Origin of the sequence: Pseudofrankia coriaricola (assembly GCF_001854805.1) — a bacterium.
Lineage (GTDB): Bacteria > Actinomycetota > Actinomycetes > Frankiales > Frankiaceae > Pseudofrankia.
Window position 1 is genome coordinate 69,312 of the sequence record NZ_MBLO01000266.1, and the last position, 18,777, is coordinate 88,088.

Genomic DNA, 18,777 nt, shown 5'->3' on the forward strand with positions numbered 1-18,777 from the left:
CCTCGTCAAGGCTCGTCACCTGCCGTTTCATAGCGGTTGTTGACAGTGATCCGGAAGTCGGGCGAGCACGCCTTTGGGTTCGCCGTGATACGAAACTGTTGGACTTCGGATCTTGACGGGGCGGCGGGATCGATGGAGCATCGAGCCTGCCAGCAGGTGCCCGGAACGGTCGCGTGCTGATTCTTCCGCTGGGATCCCTTCGTGAACGTGTCCCAGGCCGAGGCAAAGGCCGACGCCCTGCGCGCGAAGGCCCAGGATGTCGACGTGACGATCTGGTCCCGTGCGGAGCGCGCAACGCTCAACACCAAGCGCCTGGCGGACCTTGAGGCAGCCAGGACCCACTGGAGGTGCTCGTTGCGACCGCGGCGACGGAGTATCTGACACAGCCACGAACGTGGTGAGCAGGAGGGGCGACGTGGCCGACGTCATCTTTACGAGGGCAAACCTGCTGGATGGTGTCAACCCCCTCCGGCCTGATACATCCGTCGTCGTGCGAGGCAACGAGATCGTGGTCGTCGCGGCTCGCGCCGTCGAACCCGGGCCAGAGGATCGAGTGATCGATCTCGACGGTCGTGTCCTGATGCCGGGCATGTTCCTCGGCCACACGCACGTCGACGGTGGTTACCAGCAGCCGCACCACTACATGGACATCTATGCCAGGGCGGAGCGGCCCGAGGGTGTCCTGATGGCTCGCGCCATGCACAACCTCAAGCCGATGCTCGCATCGGGCGTGACAAGTTACCTCGGCGCGAGCTGTGCCAACAACCTCGATGTCCAGTTACGCATGGTCATCGAGGACGGCCTGATCGATGGTCCACGTATCACTCCCTGCAGCAGGCATCTCAACACCACCGGCCATGACAACGACATGGCGAAGTGGTGGTACGACATGCGCTATCACCCCGTCGACGTCTTCGTCGACGGTCCCGACGAGTTCCTCAAGGCCACTCGAACCGAGATCCTCCGTGGGGCCGAGATCGTCAAGATCTTTCCGACGAGCGGTCACGGTGGCGGCGGCCGGGGACGGGGGATGACACACGGAGAGATTGCCGCAGTCGTCGAGGCCGCGCACCATCGCGGCAAGAAGGTCCGAGCCCACTGTGTCTGGCATGACGAGATCATCGAGTGTGTCCAGCTCGGCGTCGACATCATCGACCATGGTGACGAGATGGACGAGCGCTGCATCGAGCTGATGGTCCAGCGTGGGACGACCTGGGTGCCGAGCCTGAAGTTCCTCGCGTTCCTGCGCTCGCTGCCGCCAGGCACGCCTGGCGTTCCCAAGGGGGAAGCCGAGCGAGACTGGGACAACATATGCCGGATGCTTCCGCTTGCCAACGACACCGGGTTGCGTATCCTGCCCGGCGACGACTACGGCTCGCCGATGTTCCCGCACCGGCCCGGAATCTACGGTGAGGAACTCTCTCTCTATGTGAATGAGGTCGGCATCAAGCCGCTTGACGTGCTCCGCTGGGCGACCCGCAACGGCGCGGAGATCTCCGGCGACGCCGTCGGGCAGGTCGCCGAAGGAATGCTCGCCGACCTGGTGGTCGTCGAAGGTGATCCCAGCTCGGACATCGACGTGCTCGAGAACGCTGACAACATGAAGGCTGTGATGATAGGTGGGCGGTTCGTCAAGGACGAACTGGCTTCAGTCGCAGGCCGGTGACCGACACTGTACCCGGAAGATCCGCGGGACGGTCAAGTGGAGGATTTAGGGTGGAAGCGATGACCGCGGTCGCGGAAAGTCGGGTGTCGGAACTCGGCTACCGTCTGTTTGATGCGGACAACCATTACTACGAGCCGCCGGACGCCTTTCTGCGTCATATGAGCCCGCGTATCGCGCACAAAGCGCCACGGTGGGTCGAGGTGCCTGAGACGGGTGCCCGCCGGCTGGTGTTCGGTGACCGGATGAACCGATTCCTGGGGGCTGACCACACGTTCAGCGCGGTGGGGAGGCCAGGCGGCCTGCAGCAGGGGCAGGCCGGGGTCGCCACCCAGGAGAAGTCGAACCTGGAGCCGGCGCGTCCGGAGTATCGCAACCGTGATGCCCGGCTGGCGGTGATGGACCGTCAGGGTCTGGCGGCGACGCTGCTGTTCCCGACGCTGGCGGTGAGCGTCGAGTCCCTGATCGCCGACGACGTCGAGGCCACGTACGCGAACCTCCATGCCTTCAACCAGTGGCTGGACGACGACTGGGGGTTCAACTACCTGGACCGCATATACGGTGTCCCACTGCTGTCGTTGCTGGACCCGTTCCTCGCTGTCGAGGAGCTGGAGTTCGTTGTCTCCCGGGGCGCGACGGTGGTCCATCTTCGCCCGGGTCCAGTGGCCGGGAGGTCGCCGGCCGATCGTATCTACGACCGCTTCTGGGCCGCGGTCGCCGCGGCCGACGTCACAGTGGTGTTCCATGCCAGCGATGACTCGTACCGGTACGAGATGGCCAAGGTGTGGGGTTGGGGCAACATCAACGTGCCGGCCCGCAAGATCCCGCCGATCCAGCGGGTCATCGCCGGACTCGACCGGTCGATCCACGACACGATCGTGTCGCTGGTCTACAGCAAGCTCTTCGAGCGTTTTCCGACGCTACGTCTGGCCGTCATCGAGCTGGGTTGTGCGTGGGTGCCCGACCTGGTCGGTAACTTCGAGCGCTTCGGCCAGGGCGACCTCGCCGAGCACCCGGTCGAGACCTTCAAGAAGCACTTCTGGGTGACGCCGTTCGAGGATGAGGACATCACAGGGCTCGCCGCCCTCATCGGTGTCGACCGAATCATGTTCGGCTCGGACTTCCCGCACACCGACGGACTGGCCGAGCCCGTGAGCTATGCCGAAGCACTCACCGGCTTCGAGCAGGACGAGGTCCGCAAGATCATGCATGACAACGCCCGCGGGCTGTTCGGTCCTCGCGCCACCCGCTGAGCGCCGTGCGCCGGTGGATGGCCGGACCTGGATCGTCATGTGCCGTATCCGGGACTCCCAAAGGATCCACCCACCTGGACGGGGCAGGTCGTTCGTCGCGGTGCGGGCGTATCGACGTAGGTATCCGTCTACGCCTAGGCCCAGGCCCACCCTGGGTCTGGGCCGTCCTTCGCCAGGGAACGACCGGTCCAGCACATGCCATGCACGCGAAGAAGGGTTCGATGGACTACTCGCGGTACCAGTACCTGGAGATCACCCGGAATGGTCGGATCGTGACGGTCACGATCGACCGTCCAGAGACGAAGAACGCCATTCACAACGGGCTGCACGAGGAGTTCGGGACGATCTTCACCGATCTCGACCTCGACGACTCGTGCGACGTCATCGTCCTCACCGGCGCCGCCGGCGCCTTCTCCGGCGGGGGTGACCTGGCCTGGATCCGGTCGATGTGCGGCGACTTCGCCACGAACAACGCGGCGGTACGTACCGGCCGGCGCATCCAGCACAGCATGCTCGATCTCGAGAAGCCGATCATCGCGAAGGTGCGCGGCCCGGCCATCGGACTCGGCTGCTCCCTCTCGTTGTTCTGCGACTTCGTCTATGCGACGCCGGGCGCCGTGTTCGCGGACCCGCACGTCGCCGTCGGCCTGGTCGCAGGCGACGGCGGGGCAGTGATCTGGCCGCAGTTGGTCGGCTACGCTCGCGCCCGTCGCTACCTGCTGACCGGCGATCCGATCCGCGGCACGGAGGCAGCCGAGATGGGCCTCATCACCGAGGCCGTCCCGGACGACAGGCTCGACGAGGTCGTCGATGCGATGGCACAGCGCCTCACCTCCGGCGCTTCGCATGCGATCAGGTTCACGAAGGCCGCCATTAACGCCGGTCTCAAGGTGACCGCTGCCGCGATCATCGACCGGGCCTCGGCCTTCGAGAACCTCACTCAGTTCACCAACGACAATCGGATCGCTGCCGACGCATTGCTCGCCAAGGAGAAGCCGATCTTCACCGGGTCGTGAGCGTGAACACGCGAGGCAGGGGGAACGGACTACTCGTCTCAGGATGTCCAGGTGATCCGGCGAGCGAGTAGTCCACTCCTGCTGACCGCTCGCATTCGTATGAATCGAGCAGCCGAGCCCGTGATCGACCGCACCCAATGACATCTCGAGGATCTGGAACTGCTGATGACACGCCAAAGCGCCACGGTCGTCGATGGCTGATCTGCTGGAATTCCCCCTCGTCACGCTCGGGCCCCGGGAGGAGCGCCTCCGGTCGGAGGTGCGGCACTTCCTCAGCGAGTGGCTGCCGGCGGGCTTCCGCCCCGGCCTGGGTCTCGGCGGCGACTGGGACGCCGGGTTCAGCCGTGCACTGGCGGACCACGGATGGGTCGGCATGGCCATTCCGGAGGAGTACGGCGGTCACGGGCGGGGAGCGGTCGAGCGCTTCGTCGTCACCGAGGAGCTCCTCGCGGTTGGCGCGCCGATCGGTGCCCACTGGGTCGCGGACCGCCAGACCGGGCCAATGATCCTGCACCACGGCACGGAAGGTCAGCGGCTGCGGTTCTTACCCTCGATTTGCGCCGGGACCTGCTTCTTCTCGATCGGGATGTCGGAGTCTGAGGCCGGTTCAGATCTCGCAGCGGTCCGAACCACGGCGACGAAGGTCGACGGTGGTTGGCGGGTCACCGGCACGAAGATCTGGACAAGCTACGCCCATCGCAGCCACTACCTCGTCGCGCTGTGCCGGACCTCACCGGCTGGCACCGACCGGCACCGCGGCCTGAGCCAGCTGATCGTTGACCTGTCCTCGCCGGGAGTTACGGTCAGCCCGATCCGCTTCCTCGACGGATCGCACGACTTCAATGAGGTCGCGTTCGAGGACGTCTTCGTCGCCGACGACATGGTGCTGGGCGAACCCGGCGCCGGGTGGGCCCAGGTGACCTCGGAACTGGTGCTGGAGCGAGGCGGCCCCGACCGGTTCCTCAGCGCGTTCGTGCTCCTGCGTCACTACCTGTCCCGGCGGCGGAGCGGGAGCGACGATCTCGTCGCGCTGGGCCGCGCCACGGCCGAGCTCTGGACGATCCGGCAGTTGGGGCTTTCCGTGGCGTACATGCTTGACCGCGGCGGCGTGTCACCGGTCGCGGCATCAATGGTGAAGGACCTCGGCACGCAGTACGAGCAGCGAGTGGTGGACGTCATCGCGGAACTGGCCGCGATGGACGCCGATCCGTCGTCGACCGACGTGTTCGAGAGCCTGCTGGCCGAAGCGGTCGTGGTGGCTCCTTCGTTCACCATCAGGGGAGGGACGACCGAGGTGCTGCGGGTCGTCGCGGCGAGGGGCCTGAAGGCATGACGCGCTCGGAGGTAGCCGCACTGACCGCTCGTATCGTCGCCGACTGCTGGACGAACGGCGACGAGCGGCTCAAGGGTGCATGGCCCGAACGGACCTGGCTGGCGCTCGCCGACGCTGGCTTGCCATGGGTGGGCGTCGACGCCGAAGGCGGCGGTTCGGGTGGGACCGTCGCCGACGCGTGCGACGTGCTGTGGGAGCTGGGTGCGGGTGCCGTGCCTCTCCCAGTCGCCGAGACCGGACTGCTCGCCAGCTGGGTCCTGGCCGCCGTCGGTCTCGCGATTCCCCAAGGGCCGACGACCATCGCTGTCGCGTCGGGCAACCACCTGCTGCGGGCCGACGGCCGGCGTTGGCGGCTGGACGCGCCACTGACGCGGGTGCCCTTCGCCGAGCGCGCCTCGCTCATCGTCGCCGTGTGCGGGACCGACGACGGCGATCGGGTCGTCACCCTGCGACCGCGTGACGTGACGATCACGGCCGGCCGCAACCTGGCCGGCGAGGCACGCGACCGGGTCGCCGTCGACGTGCCGATCGATGACGACCAGGTCGTCCCGCTGCCGCCCGGCGTCGACCGGGAAGCGATCCGCCTGCGGGGTGCACTCGGCCGGGCCGCGCTCATGGCCGGAGCGCTGGAGCGCGTGGCTGAGCTCACGGTCGAGCACACCAACGACCGGGTCCAGTTCGGTAAGAAGATCATCACATTCCAGGCGGTGGCCGGCCTGGTCGTCCAGCTCGTCGAGCACACCGTGGCGGCCACGACGGCCACCCGGGCCGCGATCGTGGCGGGGGAGCGCGCGGCATTCGAGGTGGCGGTGGCCAAGCAGCAGACGAGCGCGGCCGCCGGCACCGTGGCCAGGCTCGCCCACCAGGCGCACGGTGCCATGGGCCTGACCGCCGAGTACGAGCTGGGCACCCTGACCCAAAGACTCTGGTGCTGGCGCAACGAATACGGCACGGAACGGGAGTGGGCGACGTGGCTGGGGGAGCAGGTGCTCGCGGGAGGCGCGGATCAGCTGTGGCCGCGGATAACCCGGCGGGACGAGGAGTGAGCGAGTCGCTGTGGCGAATGTTCTGGCCGTCGACGATCGCCGTCGTCGGCGCCTCGACCAATCTCGCGACCTACGGCGGGCAGACCGTCGACATGCTGGTCAGCCAGGGATTTACCGGCCGGATCGTGCCCGTCAATCCCAAGCACGAGTCAATCGCCGGCCTGCCGACCGCGCCGTCGGTGTTGGCGATCGGCGACGCGATAGACCTGGCGTTGATCATGGTGCCGGCACCGGCCGTGCTCGACGTGGTTCGCGAGTGCGCCGATGCCGGCGTGGCCTGCGTGGCCATCTTCAGCGCGGGCTTCGCCGAGCAGGACGCGGTGGGAGCCGTCCGCCAGGAAGAGGTGCTGGCGGTGGCCCGCGCCGCGGGCATGCGTGTGCTCGGTCCGAACTGCCAGGGGTTCTTCAACGTGCACGGGTCGGTCGCCGCTACGTTCAGCCCGGCGGCCGATCCTCGCCGCGGAGCGGAGCGGCCGACGCCGGGGAACGTCGCCGTCGTGTCGCAGAGCGGTGCGCTGGGGTTCGCGCTGTTCCATGCCGGAGTCGCGCTGGGGCTCGGTTTCAGCCATGTGGTCAGCTGTGGCAACAGCGCTGACGTCGACGTCCTCGACGTGATCGAGCTTCTCGTCGACGACGAGCACACCGATGTCGTGCTGGTGGTGCTGGAGGGCCTGCACGACGGGCCGCGGTTCCGCGAGCTCGCGGCCCGGGCCGCCCGTCGCGGTACGAGGCTTGTCGTCAGCAAACTCGGCCGGTCGGCGGCCGGCTCCCGTGCCGCCGCGTCGCACACCGCGCACCTCGCCGGCTCGAGCGCCGCCTACGACGCGGTCTTCCAACGGCACGGCGTGCTGAGCGCCACCGATCTGGAGGAACTCGTCGACGTGGGGATGGCCCTCGCCCGGTGCGCCGCCGCCGCCGGCCCCCGCGTCGGGATCGTCAGCACGTCCGGGGGCGCCGGGGTCTGGCTGGCAGACTCCTGCGACGACCTCGGTCTCGAGGTCCCGGCCCTGGCCGGGACGGCCAACCCCCTCGACCTGACCGGCCGGGTGATCAGCAACGCGAACGTCGCCGCGACGGTCCGAGGCTTCGTCGAGGATCCCGCCCTCGATGCGGTCGTCCTGTCGACCTCGCTGTCGGACCCCCTCGTCCTCGCCCGGGAGGCCGGTGAGTTCACCGCGCTCGTCAGCTCGACGGCGAAGCCGATCCTCGTGCTGACCTACACCCGCCCGTCCCCAGCGAGCGTTTCCCTGCTGGCTGAGCTCGGTCTCCCGTGGGCGACCAGCCCCGCCCGGGTGGCGCGCATGATCCACCATCTCGTCGCCGCCGGGCGCGTCATGCCCGAGGTGAGGGAACGGTCCCTCATCGCGGGGCCGCCGGCGTTGTCCTTTGCCGGCGGCGGCGAGAAGGTCCTCGACGAACCGACCACGAAGCGGTTGCTGCGCGCGTGGGGAGTGGCGGTGCCCGAGGGCGGGTATGCGACGAGCGCGGGTGGGGCCGCGCGGCTCGCGGCGTCGCTCGGCGGGCGGGTCGTCGTGAAGGTCGTCGCCGCCGACGTCGTGCACAAGAGCGAGATCGGCGGCGTCGCCCTCGATGTCGAATCGTCCGGGGTCGAGCGGGTCTTCGGTGATCTCGCCCGGCGGGCCGAGGCAGCCGCCGGCATCGCGATGGACGGCGTGCTCGTGGAACGCATGGCGAACGCCGGCCACGAGATCATCGTGGGCGGGTTGTACGACGAGACGTTCGGTCCCCTCGTCATGGTCGGATCGGGCGGGATCTACGCGGAGGTACTCCGCGACACGTGCTTCCTTCCCCTCCCGCTCGACCACGCCGAGGCGACACGCGCCGTCGAGCGGCTGCGGTGTGCCCCGGTGCTCGCCGGCGCCCGCGGCCGCCCCGCCGCCGACGTGCCGGCCCTGGCTGACCTGCTGGTCCGAGTCGGGGCGATCGTCGAACGCGGTGACGTCTCCGAGCTCGACCTGAATCCCGTCGTGGTGCACGACGCCGGAAAAGGTATCACTGTCCTCGACGCCTGGCTCGCGCTGCGCGGCCCGCGGGTCGGGTAGCGCGTGGGCCGCGCAGCGCGAGCCAGAGGCCGCCGGTCAGGCCGGGCCGTCGGCCCGAACCTTGTCCTTCACCGCTGGGACGATCGGGGGAGCCTGGCTCCAGTTCGGAATGCCGGCGTCCTCCTTGGCGATCGGCATCTTGTCCTCGTTCACCCCGGCCCAGTGCGCGTGGTTCAGCTGGTGGAGGGTGAAGCACGCGTTCAACGCGTTGTGGAATCCCATGTTGTCGACGGTCTGGTTCACCGCCTCCTTGACGAGCAGCGCCGTCATCGTGGGCAGCGCCGCGATGCGGCGGGCGAACTCGAGGGTCCGCTCGCCGAGTTCGTCGGTACCGAACACCTTGCTGACCATCCCGAGCGCGTGGGCCTCGTCCGCGTTGATGCAGTCGCCGGTGAGCATGAGCTCCTTGGTCTTGCGGGGCCCGAACTCCCAGGGATGCGCGAAGTATTCGACCCCGCACATCCCGAGACGGGTACCGACGACGTCTGCGAAGCGGGCGTTCTCGGCGGCCACGATCAGGTCGCACGCCCATATGAGCATCAGCCCGGCCGCATACACGTCACCCTGCACCTGGGCGATGGTGATCTTCCGCAGGTCCCGCCACCGCCGCGTGTTGTTGAAGAAGTAGTGCCATTCCTGCAGCAGCTGCCGTTCCGCGCCGAGGCGGGTACCGCCGTCGATCAGCCAGGTGGGGTGGAGATCCGGCCCGGGCGTCCGCTCAGCCAGCGAGACCTTCGAACCCATGTCATGGCCGGTCGAGAACATCGAGCCGGCGCCCCCCAGGATCACGACCCGCACCTGGTCGTCCGCCTCCGCCGCCCGGAGCGCCTCGTCGAGCTCGACGAGCAGCCCCCGGTTCTGTGCGTTCCTGGTCTCCGGCCGGTTGAGCATGATGCGGACGATCTGGCCGTCGTCGAACGACTCGACGGTGATGAACCTCGGATCAGGCATAGGCAGATTATACTTACTCTCGGCGAGCTTGGTAGTACCCAACATCGTATCTACCGAGGAGGTTGGACAGCGCACCGCTCGCGAGCTCGTCGTTGTGCGATGCGTTTGCCACCGGCTTCCCTCGGAAGGGCTTGGCGATCCGGTCCAGGCCAGGGGGTTGAACGCCCATTTGATGAGCAAGATGGTGCGAATGCCTCGGTTCAATCGACTCGTGGCTCAACCTCGTGACGTGACCTCTTTCGGGTAGGAACTTCGCGCTCTGCCGGGGTGCACTCCGTCCAGCGGTGACGTGACGAGGACCGGAGCCGTCAAGATCGATGGTTATACGAAGGTGTTCAACTTCGGACCTTGACCAGGTTGGCATCGTCGATGCAGGATTGGCCGCCACGACCATTTCACCAACATTTTACCCGGCGACAGCGCCTTGTAGGTCTCCGGAGAGTCCCTGCGATGCGCCAGGGAGGCGGGGCAACATTCGCGGATCATGAGTCGTCACGCTGCATCGGGTCTTCAAGGGGGTTATGGGTCTTAGCCGGCTCGAATGGAAGAAGGACCCAGAAAACTGCATGGAAATGTGCCCGGCGCTGCACGAGGTCGGCGAGCGCGTGAAGGACATGAACGCCGATGGTGTTCTCTCGTCGTTGGCTTTCCCTGCTCTTCCGGATTCTCACGGAACTCGGGCTCGATGTTCGCAAAGGTGGACGGCATCAACGGGACAGCCAATGCGATGACGAATATCACCGTACCGCCGGGGCGTGGAGGTGGTGAACGTCGAGAGGGGAGCGAGCCGATGTCGAATCCCGATCAGGTCAAGGTTCAACGCGATATCGTGGTCATCATCGGTGCCGGAGGGCTGGGCCTCGCCGCCGCCCGCAGGCTCGGAGTTGGCCGCCACCTCATGGTGGCCGACCTGCCCGGCGATCGCCTCGACCTCGCCGCGGAAGTACTGAGGTCGGCCGGGCACGAATTCACCGCCTGGCCAACCGACGCGTCTGATCCCATCGCGGTGTCCTCCCTGGCATCCGAGGCTGCCCGCCACGGCCCGATCCGTACGATCGTCCACACCGCGGGCATCTCACCGACTCAAGCGCGCGGTGGGGCCGCCGACGTATTCAGGGTCAACCTCTACGGCACCGCCCTCGTGCTTGACGCATTCCTCCCTACCGCACAGCATGGCACCGTCATCGCCTGCATCGCAAGTCAGGGTGGCTATCGTAACGCGGTATCCGCCGAGACCGAGCGGCTCCTCGCGCACACGCCTACCGAGCATCTTCTCGAACTCAAGGCCCTCGACCCCTCCAATTTCACGGCGGCTGAAGCGTATGCGGTCAGCAAGCGCGCTACCCATGTACGGGTTGCGGCGCAATCCATCCAATGGGCGGCTCGCGGCGCCCGAGCTGTGACTGTGAGCCCCGGATTCACCGTCACCCCCCAGTCAATGCTTGAACTCGATGGGCCAAATGGTGACCTCATCAGGAATACGCTGCTGGCGAGGCCGGGAGCCCGTCTGGGCACGCCCGACGACATCGCAGCAGTCATCGAGTTCGTCACTGGCCCGGCCGCATCCTTCATCAACGGGACCGACATCCTGGCCGACGGCGGAGCCATCGCCTACCAGCGATGGAGCGACCCGACGGGCGAAAGCTCCTACTTCTCCACGCGTAGACCTGTGTGACTGCCGAACTCGGACCGAGTGGCCTCCACAACTCGGTGACGTCGAAGTGCGGCCCGCGTAGGCCGGATCTTGTCCTCGACTGGAAAGGCTGGGGGACGACTCATCACGATTCATCGCGATCTCCTTGGGCTATGGGCCAACAAACCCCTGTGCCAAAGATCCTGACGCACAACACGTCTCTCCTGACCAACCTGGTCAAACACAGCATCGACGGGCCCGGCGCGCTCACCGCCAGCCGCCTCATGCGGATGCGGTACCGCTCACGGCTGCTCGCCGGGTGCATCGTCAGGACCGGCCTGGATCTCGTACCACCCTAACCTAAGCCTTTACAGGTCTCGAGCGGCCAGAGCATTTGTCGACGACGACCCTGCGCCCCCGAGCCCGCGCAGAGATGAGCATGTTCTGAAACAACTCTCCGATTCCAGGGCAGGAGGAGACGGCTTGTGCGGACCAGTCTCGGCGTTATACCAAACTGTTACGTCGCCGGATGTTGACCTGGCCACACTCGCGTGCCTAGATTGGGCAGGTCGGTATGGGTCCAGCGGGGTGATTCGGCAGCACGCGGCGGAGAGCTAGAAGAATTTATCATCGAGAATGACGGGCTCCTCTCCGTAGCCTCCAGCTATCTAGCAGACGTAATCGAGCCACGTCGCCGGCTAAAATCCCGGAGGAGTTTTCATGTCGAACACAACCTCGCCAGCCTCGTCAACCGATCGCGTCCTGATGATCTCGTCTGACGGTCATGCGACCGCCCGCATGCATGAGTATCGTCCGTATCTGTCGGCCGCACTTCGCGAGGAGTTCGACCGCTTCCTCGAGATCTATAAGGAGAAGGGCGCTCGCATCAACGAGGAAGCATCGATGTCGAAGAACTTCGACGCGGAGTTCGTTGAGCTGTGGAAGCGGAACGTGATCGAGCCGGGTCGCCTCGAGGGCACTTGGGACATCAAGGCACGCTTTACTGAGATGGAACGCGCCGGGCTAGCCGCCGAGGTGATCTTTCCCGACTTCGGCATTCCGTTCGAGCTCTACAACCCGCTCGTGCGGGCGCTCGTCGGGTACCGGTTGACTTACGAGCAGGTCGTCGGTTCCTATCAGGCATTCAACCGTTGGCTTTCGGAGTGGGTTTCTGAGGCACCCCACCGCTTCGCAGGCATGGCGCTTGTGTCGTTCGCCGATGTCGACGCCGCGATGGCCGAGATCCGTTGGGCCAAGGAGCACGGTCTCAAGGGCATTCTCCTCGGCAAGTTCAGCGCGGAGGTCCCGGTGTTCCACCCGAAGTACGAACCGATCTGGTCATTGCTGGAAGAACTGAATATGCCGGTCAATGTCCACACAGCTGTGTCCGGTACGTTCGACTCCGCCATGCTCCCGAGTAGCGACAGCGAACTGTTCCCGAAGCCGACGCCGCTCCCGCACCCCACGACGGCCGCCGCCCTCATGTCTAAGACGGTGTTCTACGCGGCGCACCAGTTGCTCATGCAGTTCATCTGGGGAGGCGTGCTGGAGAACCACCCCAAGCTCCAGATCGTCCTGACCGAGACCGGCTCGGCTTGGCTCGCCGGACTCCTTAAGAACATGGATTACACCTGGGACGGCGCCTTCACACCCCGCGCGGTGAAGGATTTCCTCCCGATTCCGCCATCTGAGTATGTGCGCCGCCAGGTCCACCTCGGTTCGTCGGTCTTCTCCCGTGCGGAGATGGAGAACCGCCACCAGATCGGCATCGAGCACATGACGCTCGGGATGGACTTTCCCCATCCGGAGGGCACTTGGGGCATGGGTCCGGGCCACATCGAGTACCTCAACGCCACCATTGGCGCTGCAGGCGTCACGCCTGACGAGGCCCGCGTGATTGTTGGAGCCAACGCGGTGGACCTCTGGGGCTTCGACGTCGCGAAGTTGCAGCCGTTCGTCGACGCTCATGGCCCGACCATGGAGCAGATCCTGAGGGTGCCCGAGGTTGATCACTTCCCGCGCGGCGACGTGCACAAGCCGTTCGGCGATCCGCGGTAGCGACCTCGATCGTCACCGGCCGGCTGTGCCTGCGGGCGCGGCCGGATCTCTGACCGAGGGGTGGCCTCGGCGGCGCGCAGGCGCCGTCGAGACCGCCGAGTCCAATCGCTTTCCAGGGCCTGAATTGCGCTGGACAGCTCCGCCTGGGAGACGTGAAGCCTGACTTCCGCCAAATTAGTCGTCCAGCGCCCGGGCTGGAAGTCGAGGAAGACCCGCCGGTCCTTGGCCGCCACCCTGTCCGACCTGATCTTGAAGACAACGAAGCCGCCGAGGTCCTCTTCCGTCACCTTGGCATCGGCGTACGCGCCGCTCATGTGGCCGGTCATGGCGATCACGGCCGCCTCACGCGCCGCGACCAGCTTCTTCCATCCTTTCCAGGGTGATGATCCCGATGGCGTCGTCGACCTCGAACTGGACATGTTCGAACTGCATGCGTTCCTCCGCTGAATTGAGGAGCTCGGCCGCGGTGCAACGTCAGGCGGCAGGGTCGAGACGCATGATCCGGGCGATGTTGCCACCCATGATCTTTTCAACGTCCGATTGCGGCAGCCCAGGCGGCAGGCGGTCGAGGTAGCTGAGGGGCTCGGCGAGGCCCTCGGCATGCGGGTAGTCCGATCCGAACATGACGTGGTCGATCCCGAGGACGTGAATAAGCTGCTCGACGTTGTCCTCGTGGAAGGGATTGACGTAGATGTTGCGCGTGAAGGCCTTGACGGGGTCCTCATCGAAGTCTCGCGGCATCTTCCGGTGGACGTCCTCGAGGTGTTCGAGGAAGGGTGTCACCCACTCGCCGCCGTTTTCGATGGAGGCGATGCGGAGCGTGGGGAAGCGGGTCAGGGCGCCGTGGCAGGTCAGTGCCGCCATGGTGTCCTCGATCGCCCGCTTCCCGGACGTGAGCCACCGGAACGGGTCGGGCTTGAAGGGCTGGAATTCCCGCAGGCCCGTCCAGTCTGCCTGGTACCTGGAGTAGCCACTGTCCGAGGCATGCATGCATACGAGGAGGTCGGCATCCACGACGGCACGCCAGAACGGGTCGAACTCCTCGAACCCGAACGACCGCGAGCCCCGGTACCCGGGCACGGGGGCCGGGCGGATCAGGACGGTCTTCGCGCCGCGCTCCAGCACCCACTCGAGCTCCTCGATCGCCTTGTCCACGATCGGCAGGGTGATCACTGGTGCCGGGAAGATTCGGTTTTCGTAGTTGAACGACCACTCCTCGTGCATCCACTCGTTAAGCGAGTGGATCACGGCATGGATGAGTTCGGGATCATCCCTCAGTCGATCTTCGAGGAGGCTCGCGAGCGTCGGGAAGATCAAGGCTCGGTCCACTCCCTGCTCGTCCATGAGCTTGAGGCGAGGTGCCGGCTCGTGGAAGGCCGGGATGCTCCGCATCGGCTTGCCCAGGATTTCCCGGTACGGCTTCCCCTCCGGGTTCCCGATGCGGAAGAAGTCCTCCTGTGCGCCGGGGCGGGCGACGACCTCGAAGGTGGGGTTCGGGATGAACTCGCTGATCAGGCCTCGGATCGCGATCTTGGTCCGGCCGCGCACGTCGACGTAGTCGACCGCGCTCCGATAGCGGTCGGGCAGGTGGCGGGTAAGGGCGTCCCGCGTCTCGTACATGTGGTTGTCGGCGTCGAAGACGGGGAACCTGCTCCTGCGTTCCATGCCCTTGACGCTAGCGTCATTCAACCCGATGGTAAACGGTACGGTACCGTACTATACGCTGGCCGGACGGAGGATCGATCATGGTCGCGGCCCACGGTGCGGCGAGGACCAACCTCGGCGTCGGGGCCACGGCTGGCCTTGGCGCGGCTGTCGGAGGTGGTGTGCTCCGGCCAGTGGGGCCGCGGTTCGCGCTCGGTGCGGCCGGGTCGTGCGGTATCTGATGCCTCCGGTCTTGCGCCTGGTCGCAGCGTCGATCATCGAGGAGCTGTGAAACGTGACCATCACCACCAGCGGCAGGGGCGTTTACTACGACCCGTACGACTTCGAGATCGACGCCGACCCGTACCCGGTGTGGAAGCGCATGCGGGACACCGCACCGCTCTACCGGAACGAGACGCACGACTTCTCCGCGCTCAGCCGCTTCGCTGACGTCGATCGGGCGCTGAGCGACTGGGAGACCTACCGCTCAGGGCGCGGCTCGATTCTCGAGCTCATCCAGGCCAACGTCGAGCTCCCAGCAGGCATCGTCTTGTTCGAGGACCCGCCGATCCATGACGTGCACCGCGGCCTGCTGGCGCGGGTGTTCACGCCGAGAAAGATGATGGCGCTCGAGCCCAAGATCCGCGAGTTCTGCGCCGCCACCCTCGACCCGCTCGTCGGTTCGGGCCGCTTCGACTTCATCGCCGACCTCGGCGGTGTGATGCCGATGCGGGTCATCGGCCTGCTGCTCGGCATCCCCGAACAGGACCAGGCCGCTATCAAGGAGCGGATCGACGGGCACCTTCGCCTGGAGGAGGGCAAGGAGAGCACCGTCGCCGACGATCCGGCTTCCTTTGCTGAGCTGTTCGGCGACTACATCGACTGGCGAGTGAAGAACCCGTCGGACGACCTGATGACGGTGCTGTTGACCATCGAGTTCGAGGACGAGACCGGTGCGACACGGACGCTCACCCGCGAGGAGGTCCTCACCTACGTCTCGATGCTCGCCGGCGCGGGCAATGAGACGACCGCCCGGCTTATCGGCTGGACCGGCAAGGTCCTGGCCGAGCACCCTGCCGCCCGGCGGGAGATCGCCTCGGACCGCTCGTTGGTGCCGAAAGCAATCGAGGAAATCCTCCGCTTCGAGCCGCCCTCGCCGGTCCAGGCGAGGTACGTCGCCCGCGAGGTCGAGCACTACGGCCAGAAGGTCCCAGAGGGCAGCGTCATGCTGCTGCTCAACGGCTCGGCCAACCGCGACGACCGCCGGTTCCCTGACGGTGACAGCTTCGACATTCACCGCCCGAACGGCCGTCACCTGAGTTTCGGCTACGGTCTCCACTTCTGTCTGGGCGCCGCGCTGGCCCGACTCGAAGGCCAGGTGGCCCTGGACGAGGTACTCAAGCGCTGGCCCGACTGGGAGATCGACTACGAGCACGCCGTCCAGGCGCGTACCTCGACGGTGCGCGGCTGGGAACAGCTGCCCGTCTTCACGTCGTGAGAGGGCCATCCATGCAGGCGGAATGGCGTAAGCGCAACGGGGCGACCGGCATCGGCACTGTTTGGTGCAGCACCACGACGTGTGCATTTCCTTGTCGCGGGCCGTACGGGCCCGACGTGGGTGCGTCGTCCCTGTCAGCGACGTCGGGAGTAGGTGAGCGGTGCGTCTGGTGTTGAGCTCCGATCAGGCGTTCTTCCGGGACACGACGGCGAAGTTCCTGACCGAGCAGGCGCCGGTCGGTGAGCTGCGGCGGCTTCGTCACGATCCGGCCGGGTTCGACGGTGAGTACTGGCGCCAGGGCGCGCAGCTGGGCTGGACGTCGCTGCTGGTCGGTGAGGAGCACGGTGGCGGCTCGATAAGCGGAGACGGCCTGGTTGACCTGACGTTGGTGGCCGACACGTTCGGGCGGCACGCCGCGCCGGGGCCGCTGGCCGCTGCCAACGTCGTCGCCGCGGCGCTGAGCCGGGCCGGCGACGCGCACGCGGACGTCGTGGCCGACCTGGTATCGGGGACGGCCCTGGCCTCATGGTGTGTCGCGGAACCCCGTCCCCACAACCGGCTCGGTTCGGTGAGACTGCGGGTGCGTGTAGAGGGCGGCGACGTCGTGGTGAACGGCGCCAAGCGGCCGGTCGAGTCCGCAGCGCAGGCATCGCACCTGCTGGTGACGGGACGCACCGGGGAGGGACTGACCCAGGTCCTGGTACCCGCGGTGGCCCCGGGGGTGTCGATCGTGCCCCTGCACACGGTGGATCTGACCCGCCGCTTCTTCGCGGTCACCTTCGACGACGTACGCGTCCCCGTTGAACGGGTCGTCGGTGAGATCGGCGGCGCGGACGCCGAGGTGGAGCACCAGCGTCAGCTCGCGGCGGTAGTGGGAACCGCCGAGGCGGTCGGGGCCATGCAGGCCGCCTTCGAACTGACCGTCCAGTGGGCCTTCGACCGCTACTCGTTCGGCCGCCCCCTCGCCTCCTACCAGGCCCTCAAGCACCGCTTCGCCGATATGAAGGCCTGGCTGGAGGCCAGCAACGCCGTCAGCGACGCCGCCGCCGCGGCCGTCGGCGCCGGATCCCCCGAGGCCGGCGCACTCGTGAGCGTCGCCAAGGCGTACATCGGTGACTACGGCAGCCGACTTCTCCAGGACTGCGTGCAGCTCCACGGCGGGATCGGCCTCACCTTCGAGCATGACCTGCACCTGTTCCTGCGCCGCCACACCGTCAACCGGGCGCTCGACGGCACCCCCGCCGACCACCGCCAACGCCTCGCCGACCTCGTCGAACAGCGAGAGGACGCCGCATGACTACCCAGGACACCGGCGAGGTAGAGGACCTCGACGGCTTCCGGCAGCGGGCCCGCGCCTTCGTCCGCGTCAACCTCCGCCCGGCGGACCCGGCCGTGGTGTCGGCCCGGCTCATGCTGCCCGAGGAGGAGACGCTCGCCGCCGTCGCCCGCGAACGCGAGCTGCAGCGCATGCTGTTCGACGCCGGCCTGGCTGGGATCTGCGTCCCTCGCGAGTACGGCGGCCAGGGCCTCACTCCCGACCACCAGCAGGTCCTCAACTCTGAGCTCGCCGGCTACGAGTACCCGATGCGCCTGCAGATCCCGACGTTCGTGCCCTGTGCCGCGGTGCTGTTCGACCGCGGCACCGAGGAGCAGAAGCAACGCCATCTCCCCGCCATCCTCAAGGGTGACGAGCTGTGGGTGCAGTTCCTGTCCGAGCCGAGCGGTGGCTCCGACATGGCCGGCGCGCTCACCAACGCCGTCCGCGACGGCGATGAATGGGTCCTGAACGGCTCCAAGCTGTGGACCACCAACGCCTCGTGGTCCGACTGGGCGCTGTGCCTGGCGCGCACGAACTGGGACGTCCCCAAACACCGTGGTCTGACCGTGTTCATGCTCCCCATCCGCCAGCCCGGCATTGAGATCCGCCCCATCGAGATGCTCAACGGCAGCAAGGAGTTCTGCCAGGAGTTCCTCACCGACGTCCGCGTCCCCGACAGCCACCGCGTCGGCGACGTCGACGACGGCTGGAGCGTCTGCATCCGCTGGATGTTCCACGAGCGGATGCTCTTCAACTCGCCCCTGCTCACCATCCCCGCCGGCGCTGCCCCCGGGAGTGTCGTCAGCCCGACGTCGATGCGCGACATCGCCCGCGACGCCGCCCGCCTCCAGGATCCGGCCGCCCGCGACCTGGTCGGCGAGGCCTACATGCTCACGGTCGCGAAGGGAGAGCTCGAACGGCGACTGCGTGAGGGCATCGCCGCCGGAGTACTGTCCGACCAGGCTGCCGCTATCGGCCGCGTGTTCGGAGCACTCGTCTCGACCCGCACCACCGACATCGCCTTCGAGCTCGCCGGTGACACCGGCGTGGCGTGGGCCAACGACGACGGCACGCTGGCGAACCGCGGCACCGACTTCCTCATGCGCCAGGCGGGCTGCATCGGCGGCGGCACCGCCGAGATGGCCCGCAACGTCATCAGCGAACGCGTCCTCGGCATGCCCCGGGAACCCGCCGCCGACCGCGGTATCGCTTTCCGCGACGCGCCCCGCAGCCACTCGGCCCGCACATGAGACATCCCGCGCCCCGATCGGCGTCCCTTCAGCCTCCACATTGCTACGATC

At 67.0% G+C, this 18,777-nt stretch carries 15 protein-coding genes; 12 read left to right on the forward strand and 3 right to left on the reverse strand.

Translation table 11 applies throughout. The annotated features are described in order from the left end of the window. Positions 1 to 415: 415 nt before the first annotated feature. From BCD48_RS41400 to BCD48_RS41425, 6 genes are all read left to right on the forward strand, one after another. The gene (locus BCD48_RS41400; protein WP_071053871.1) at positions 416 to 1,666 is read left to right on the forward strand and encodes an amidohydrolase family protein; all 1,251 of its coding nucleotides are present in this window, start codon (positions 416 to 418) and stop codon (positions 1,664 to 1,666) included. Positions 1,667 to 1,725: 59 nt separating this feature from the next. Then, positions 1,726 to 2,916 (forward strand): amidohydrolase family protein, encoded by a 1,191-nt coding sequence (locus BCD48_RS41405; protein WP_071053872.1) that lies wholly within the window; start codon positions 1,726 to 1,728, stop codon positions 2,914 to 2,916. Between the two features lie 221 nt (positions 2,917 to 3,137). Then, the gene (locus BCD48_RS41410) at positions 3,138 to 3,932 is read left to right on the forward strand and encodes an enoyl-CoA hydratase/isomerase family protein (protein ID WP_071053916.1); all 795 of its coding nucleotides are present in this window, start codon (positions 3,138 to 3,140) and stop codon (positions 3,930 to 3,932) included. Between the two features lie 193 nt (positions 3,933 to 4,125). Next, positions 4,126 to 5,265: an acyl-CoA dehydrogenase family protein gene (locus BCD48_RS41415; RefSeq protein ID WP_071053873.1), complete on the forward strand. Its 1,140-nt coding sequence runs from the start codon at positions 4,126 to 4,128 to the stop codon at positions 5,263 to 5,265. Further along, a complete protein-coding gene (locus BCD48_RS41420) occupies positions 5,262 to 6,311 on the forward strand; it encodes an acyl-CoA dehydrogenase family protein (RefSeq protein ID WP_083419997.1) in 1,050 nt (349 codons plus the stop codon). Before BCD48_RS41415 ends, BCD48_RS41420 begins: the two co-directional genes overlap by 4 nt. Further along, on the forward strand, positions 6,308 to 8,374 hold the full coding sequence (locus BCD48_RS41425; protein WP_071053874.1) for an acetate--CoA ligase family protein: 2,067 nt from the start codon (positions 6,308 to 6,310) through the stop codon (positions 8,372 to 8,374). The genes BCD48_RS41420 and BCD48_RS41425 overlap by 4 nt, the downstream gene beginning before the upstream one ends. Before the next feature lie 36 nt (positions 8,375 to 8,410). Here the strand turns inward: BCD48_RS41425 and BCD48_RS41430 are convergent, their stop codons facing one another. Beyond that, positions 8,411 to 9,325 carry an enoyl-CoA hydratase gene (locus BCD48_RS41430; RefSeq protein ID WP_071053875.1) on the reverse strand — a complete coding sequence of 305 codons (915 nt, stop codon included), beginning with the start codon at positions 9,323 to 9,325 and terminating at the stop codon, positions 8,411 to 8,413. Between the two features lie 685 nt (positions 9,326 to 10,010). Between BCD48_RS41430 and BCD48_RS41435 the strand changes: the two genes are divergently transcribed. From BCD48_RS41435 to BCD48_RS41440, 3 genes are all read left to right on the forward strand, one after another. Further along, positions 10,011 to 11,000, forward strand: a complete 990-nt coding sequence (locus BCD48_RS41435; RefSeq protein ID WP_198543603.1) for an SDR family oxidoreductase — start codon at positions 10,011 to 10,013, stop codon at positions 10,998 to 11,000. A gap of 149 nt (positions 11,001 to 11,149) precedes the next feature. Continuing rightward, positions 11,150 to 11,317: a hypothetical protein gene (locus BCD48_RS51780; protein ID WP_157910629.1), complete on the forward strand. Its 168-nt coding sequence runs from the start codon at positions 11,150 to 11,152 to the stop codon at positions 11,315 to 11,317. A 361-nt stretch (positions 11,318 to 11,678) separates the two neighbouring features. Further along, a complete protein-coding gene (locus tag BCD48_RS41440) occupies positions 11,679 to 13,016 on the forward strand; it encodes an amidohydrolase family protein (RefSeq protein ID WP_071053877.1) in 1,338 nt (445 codons plus the stop codon). Here BCD48_RS41440 and BCD48_RS54575 read toward each other — a convergent pair. Continuing rightward, positions 12,968 to 13,351 (reverse strand): hypothetical protein, encoded by a 384-nt coding sequence (locus BCD48_RS54575; RefSeq protein WP_071053878.1) that lies wholly within the window; start codon positions 13,349 to 13,351, stop codon positions 12,968 to 12,970. The two genes, BCD48_RS41440 and BCD48_RS54575, sit on opposite strands and share 49 nt — an antisense overlap. A gap of 139 nt (positions 13,352 to 13,490) precedes the next feature. Next, positions 13,491 to 14,681: an amidohydrolase family protein gene (locus BCD48_RS41450; RefSeq protein ID WP_071053879.1), complete on the reverse strand. Its 1,191-nt coding sequence runs from the start codon at positions 14,679 to 14,681 to the stop codon at positions 13,491 to 13,493. 274 nt (positions 14,682 to 14,955) lie between these two features. Here BCD48_RS41450 and BCD48_RS41455 point away from each other — a divergent pair, with 274 nt between their 5' ends. The 3 genes from BCD48_RS41455 (at position 14,956) to BCD48_RS41465 (ending at position 18,726) form a co-directional block, all read left to right on the forward strand. Further along, the gene (locus BCD48_RS41455; RefSeq protein WP_071053880.1) at positions 14,956 to 16,158 is read left to right on the forward strand and encodes a cytochrome P450; all 1,203 of its coding nucleotides are present in this window, start codon (positions 14,956 to 14,958) and stop codon (positions 16,156 to 16,158) included. 160 nt (positions 16,159 to 16,318) lie between these two features. Next, positions 16,319 to 17,455 (forward strand): acyl-CoA dehydrogenase family protein, encoded by a 1,137-nt coding sequence (locus BCD48_RS41460; RefSeq protein ID WP_071053881.1) that lies wholly within the window; start codon positions 16,319 to 16,321, stop codon positions 17,453 to 17,455. Next, the gene (locus BCD48_RS41465) at positions 17,452 to 18,726 is read left to right on the forward strand and encodes an acyl-CoA dehydrogenase family protein (protein WP_071053882.1); all 1,275 of its coding nucleotides are present in this window, start codon (positions 17,452 to 17,454) and stop codon (positions 18,724 to 18,726) included. The genes BCD48_RS41460 and BCD48_RS41465 overlap by 4 nt, the downstream gene beginning before the upstream one ends. Positions 18,727 to 18,777: the final 51 nt, after the last annotated feature.

Bases quoted from the DNA above. Each gene is read 5' to 3' on its own strand.
- BCD48_RS41405 (WP_071053872.1), top strand. From the start codon at position 1,726: ATGACCGCGGTCGCGGAAAGTCGGGTGTCGGAACTCGGCTACCGTCTG.
- BCD48_RS41410 (WP_071053916.1), top strand. From the start codon at position 3,138: ATGGACTACTCGCGGTACCAGTACCTGGAGATCACCCGGAATGGTCGG.
- BCD48_RS41415 (WP_071053873.1), top strand. From the start codon at position 4,126: ATGGCTGATCTGCTGGAATTCCCCCTCGTCACGCTCGGGCCCCGGGAG.
- BCD48_RS41420 (WP_083419997.1), top strand. From the start codon at position 5,262: ATGACGCGCTCGGAGGTAGCCGCACTGACCGCTCGTATCGTCGCCGAC.
- BCD48_RS41430 (WP_071053875.1), bottom strand. From the start codon at position 9,325: ATGCCTGATCCGAGGTTCATCACCGTCGAGTCGTTCGACGACGGCCAG.
- BCD48_RS41435 (WP_198543603.1), top strand. From the start codon at position 10,011: ATGTTCGCAAAGGTGGACGGCATCAACGGGACAGCCAATGCGATGACG.
- BCD48_RS41440 (WP_071053877.1), top strand. From the start codon at position 11,679: ATGTCGAACACAACCTCGCCAGCCTCGTCAACCGATCGCGTCCTGATG.
- BCD48_RS41450 (WP_071053879.1), bottom strand. From the start codon at position 14,681: ATGGAACGCAGGAGCAGGTTCCCCGTCTTCGACGCCGACAACCACATG.
- BCD48_RS41465 (WP_071053882.1), top strand. From the start codon at position 17,452: ATGACTACCCAGGACACCGGCGAGGTAGAGGACCTCGACGGCTTCCGG.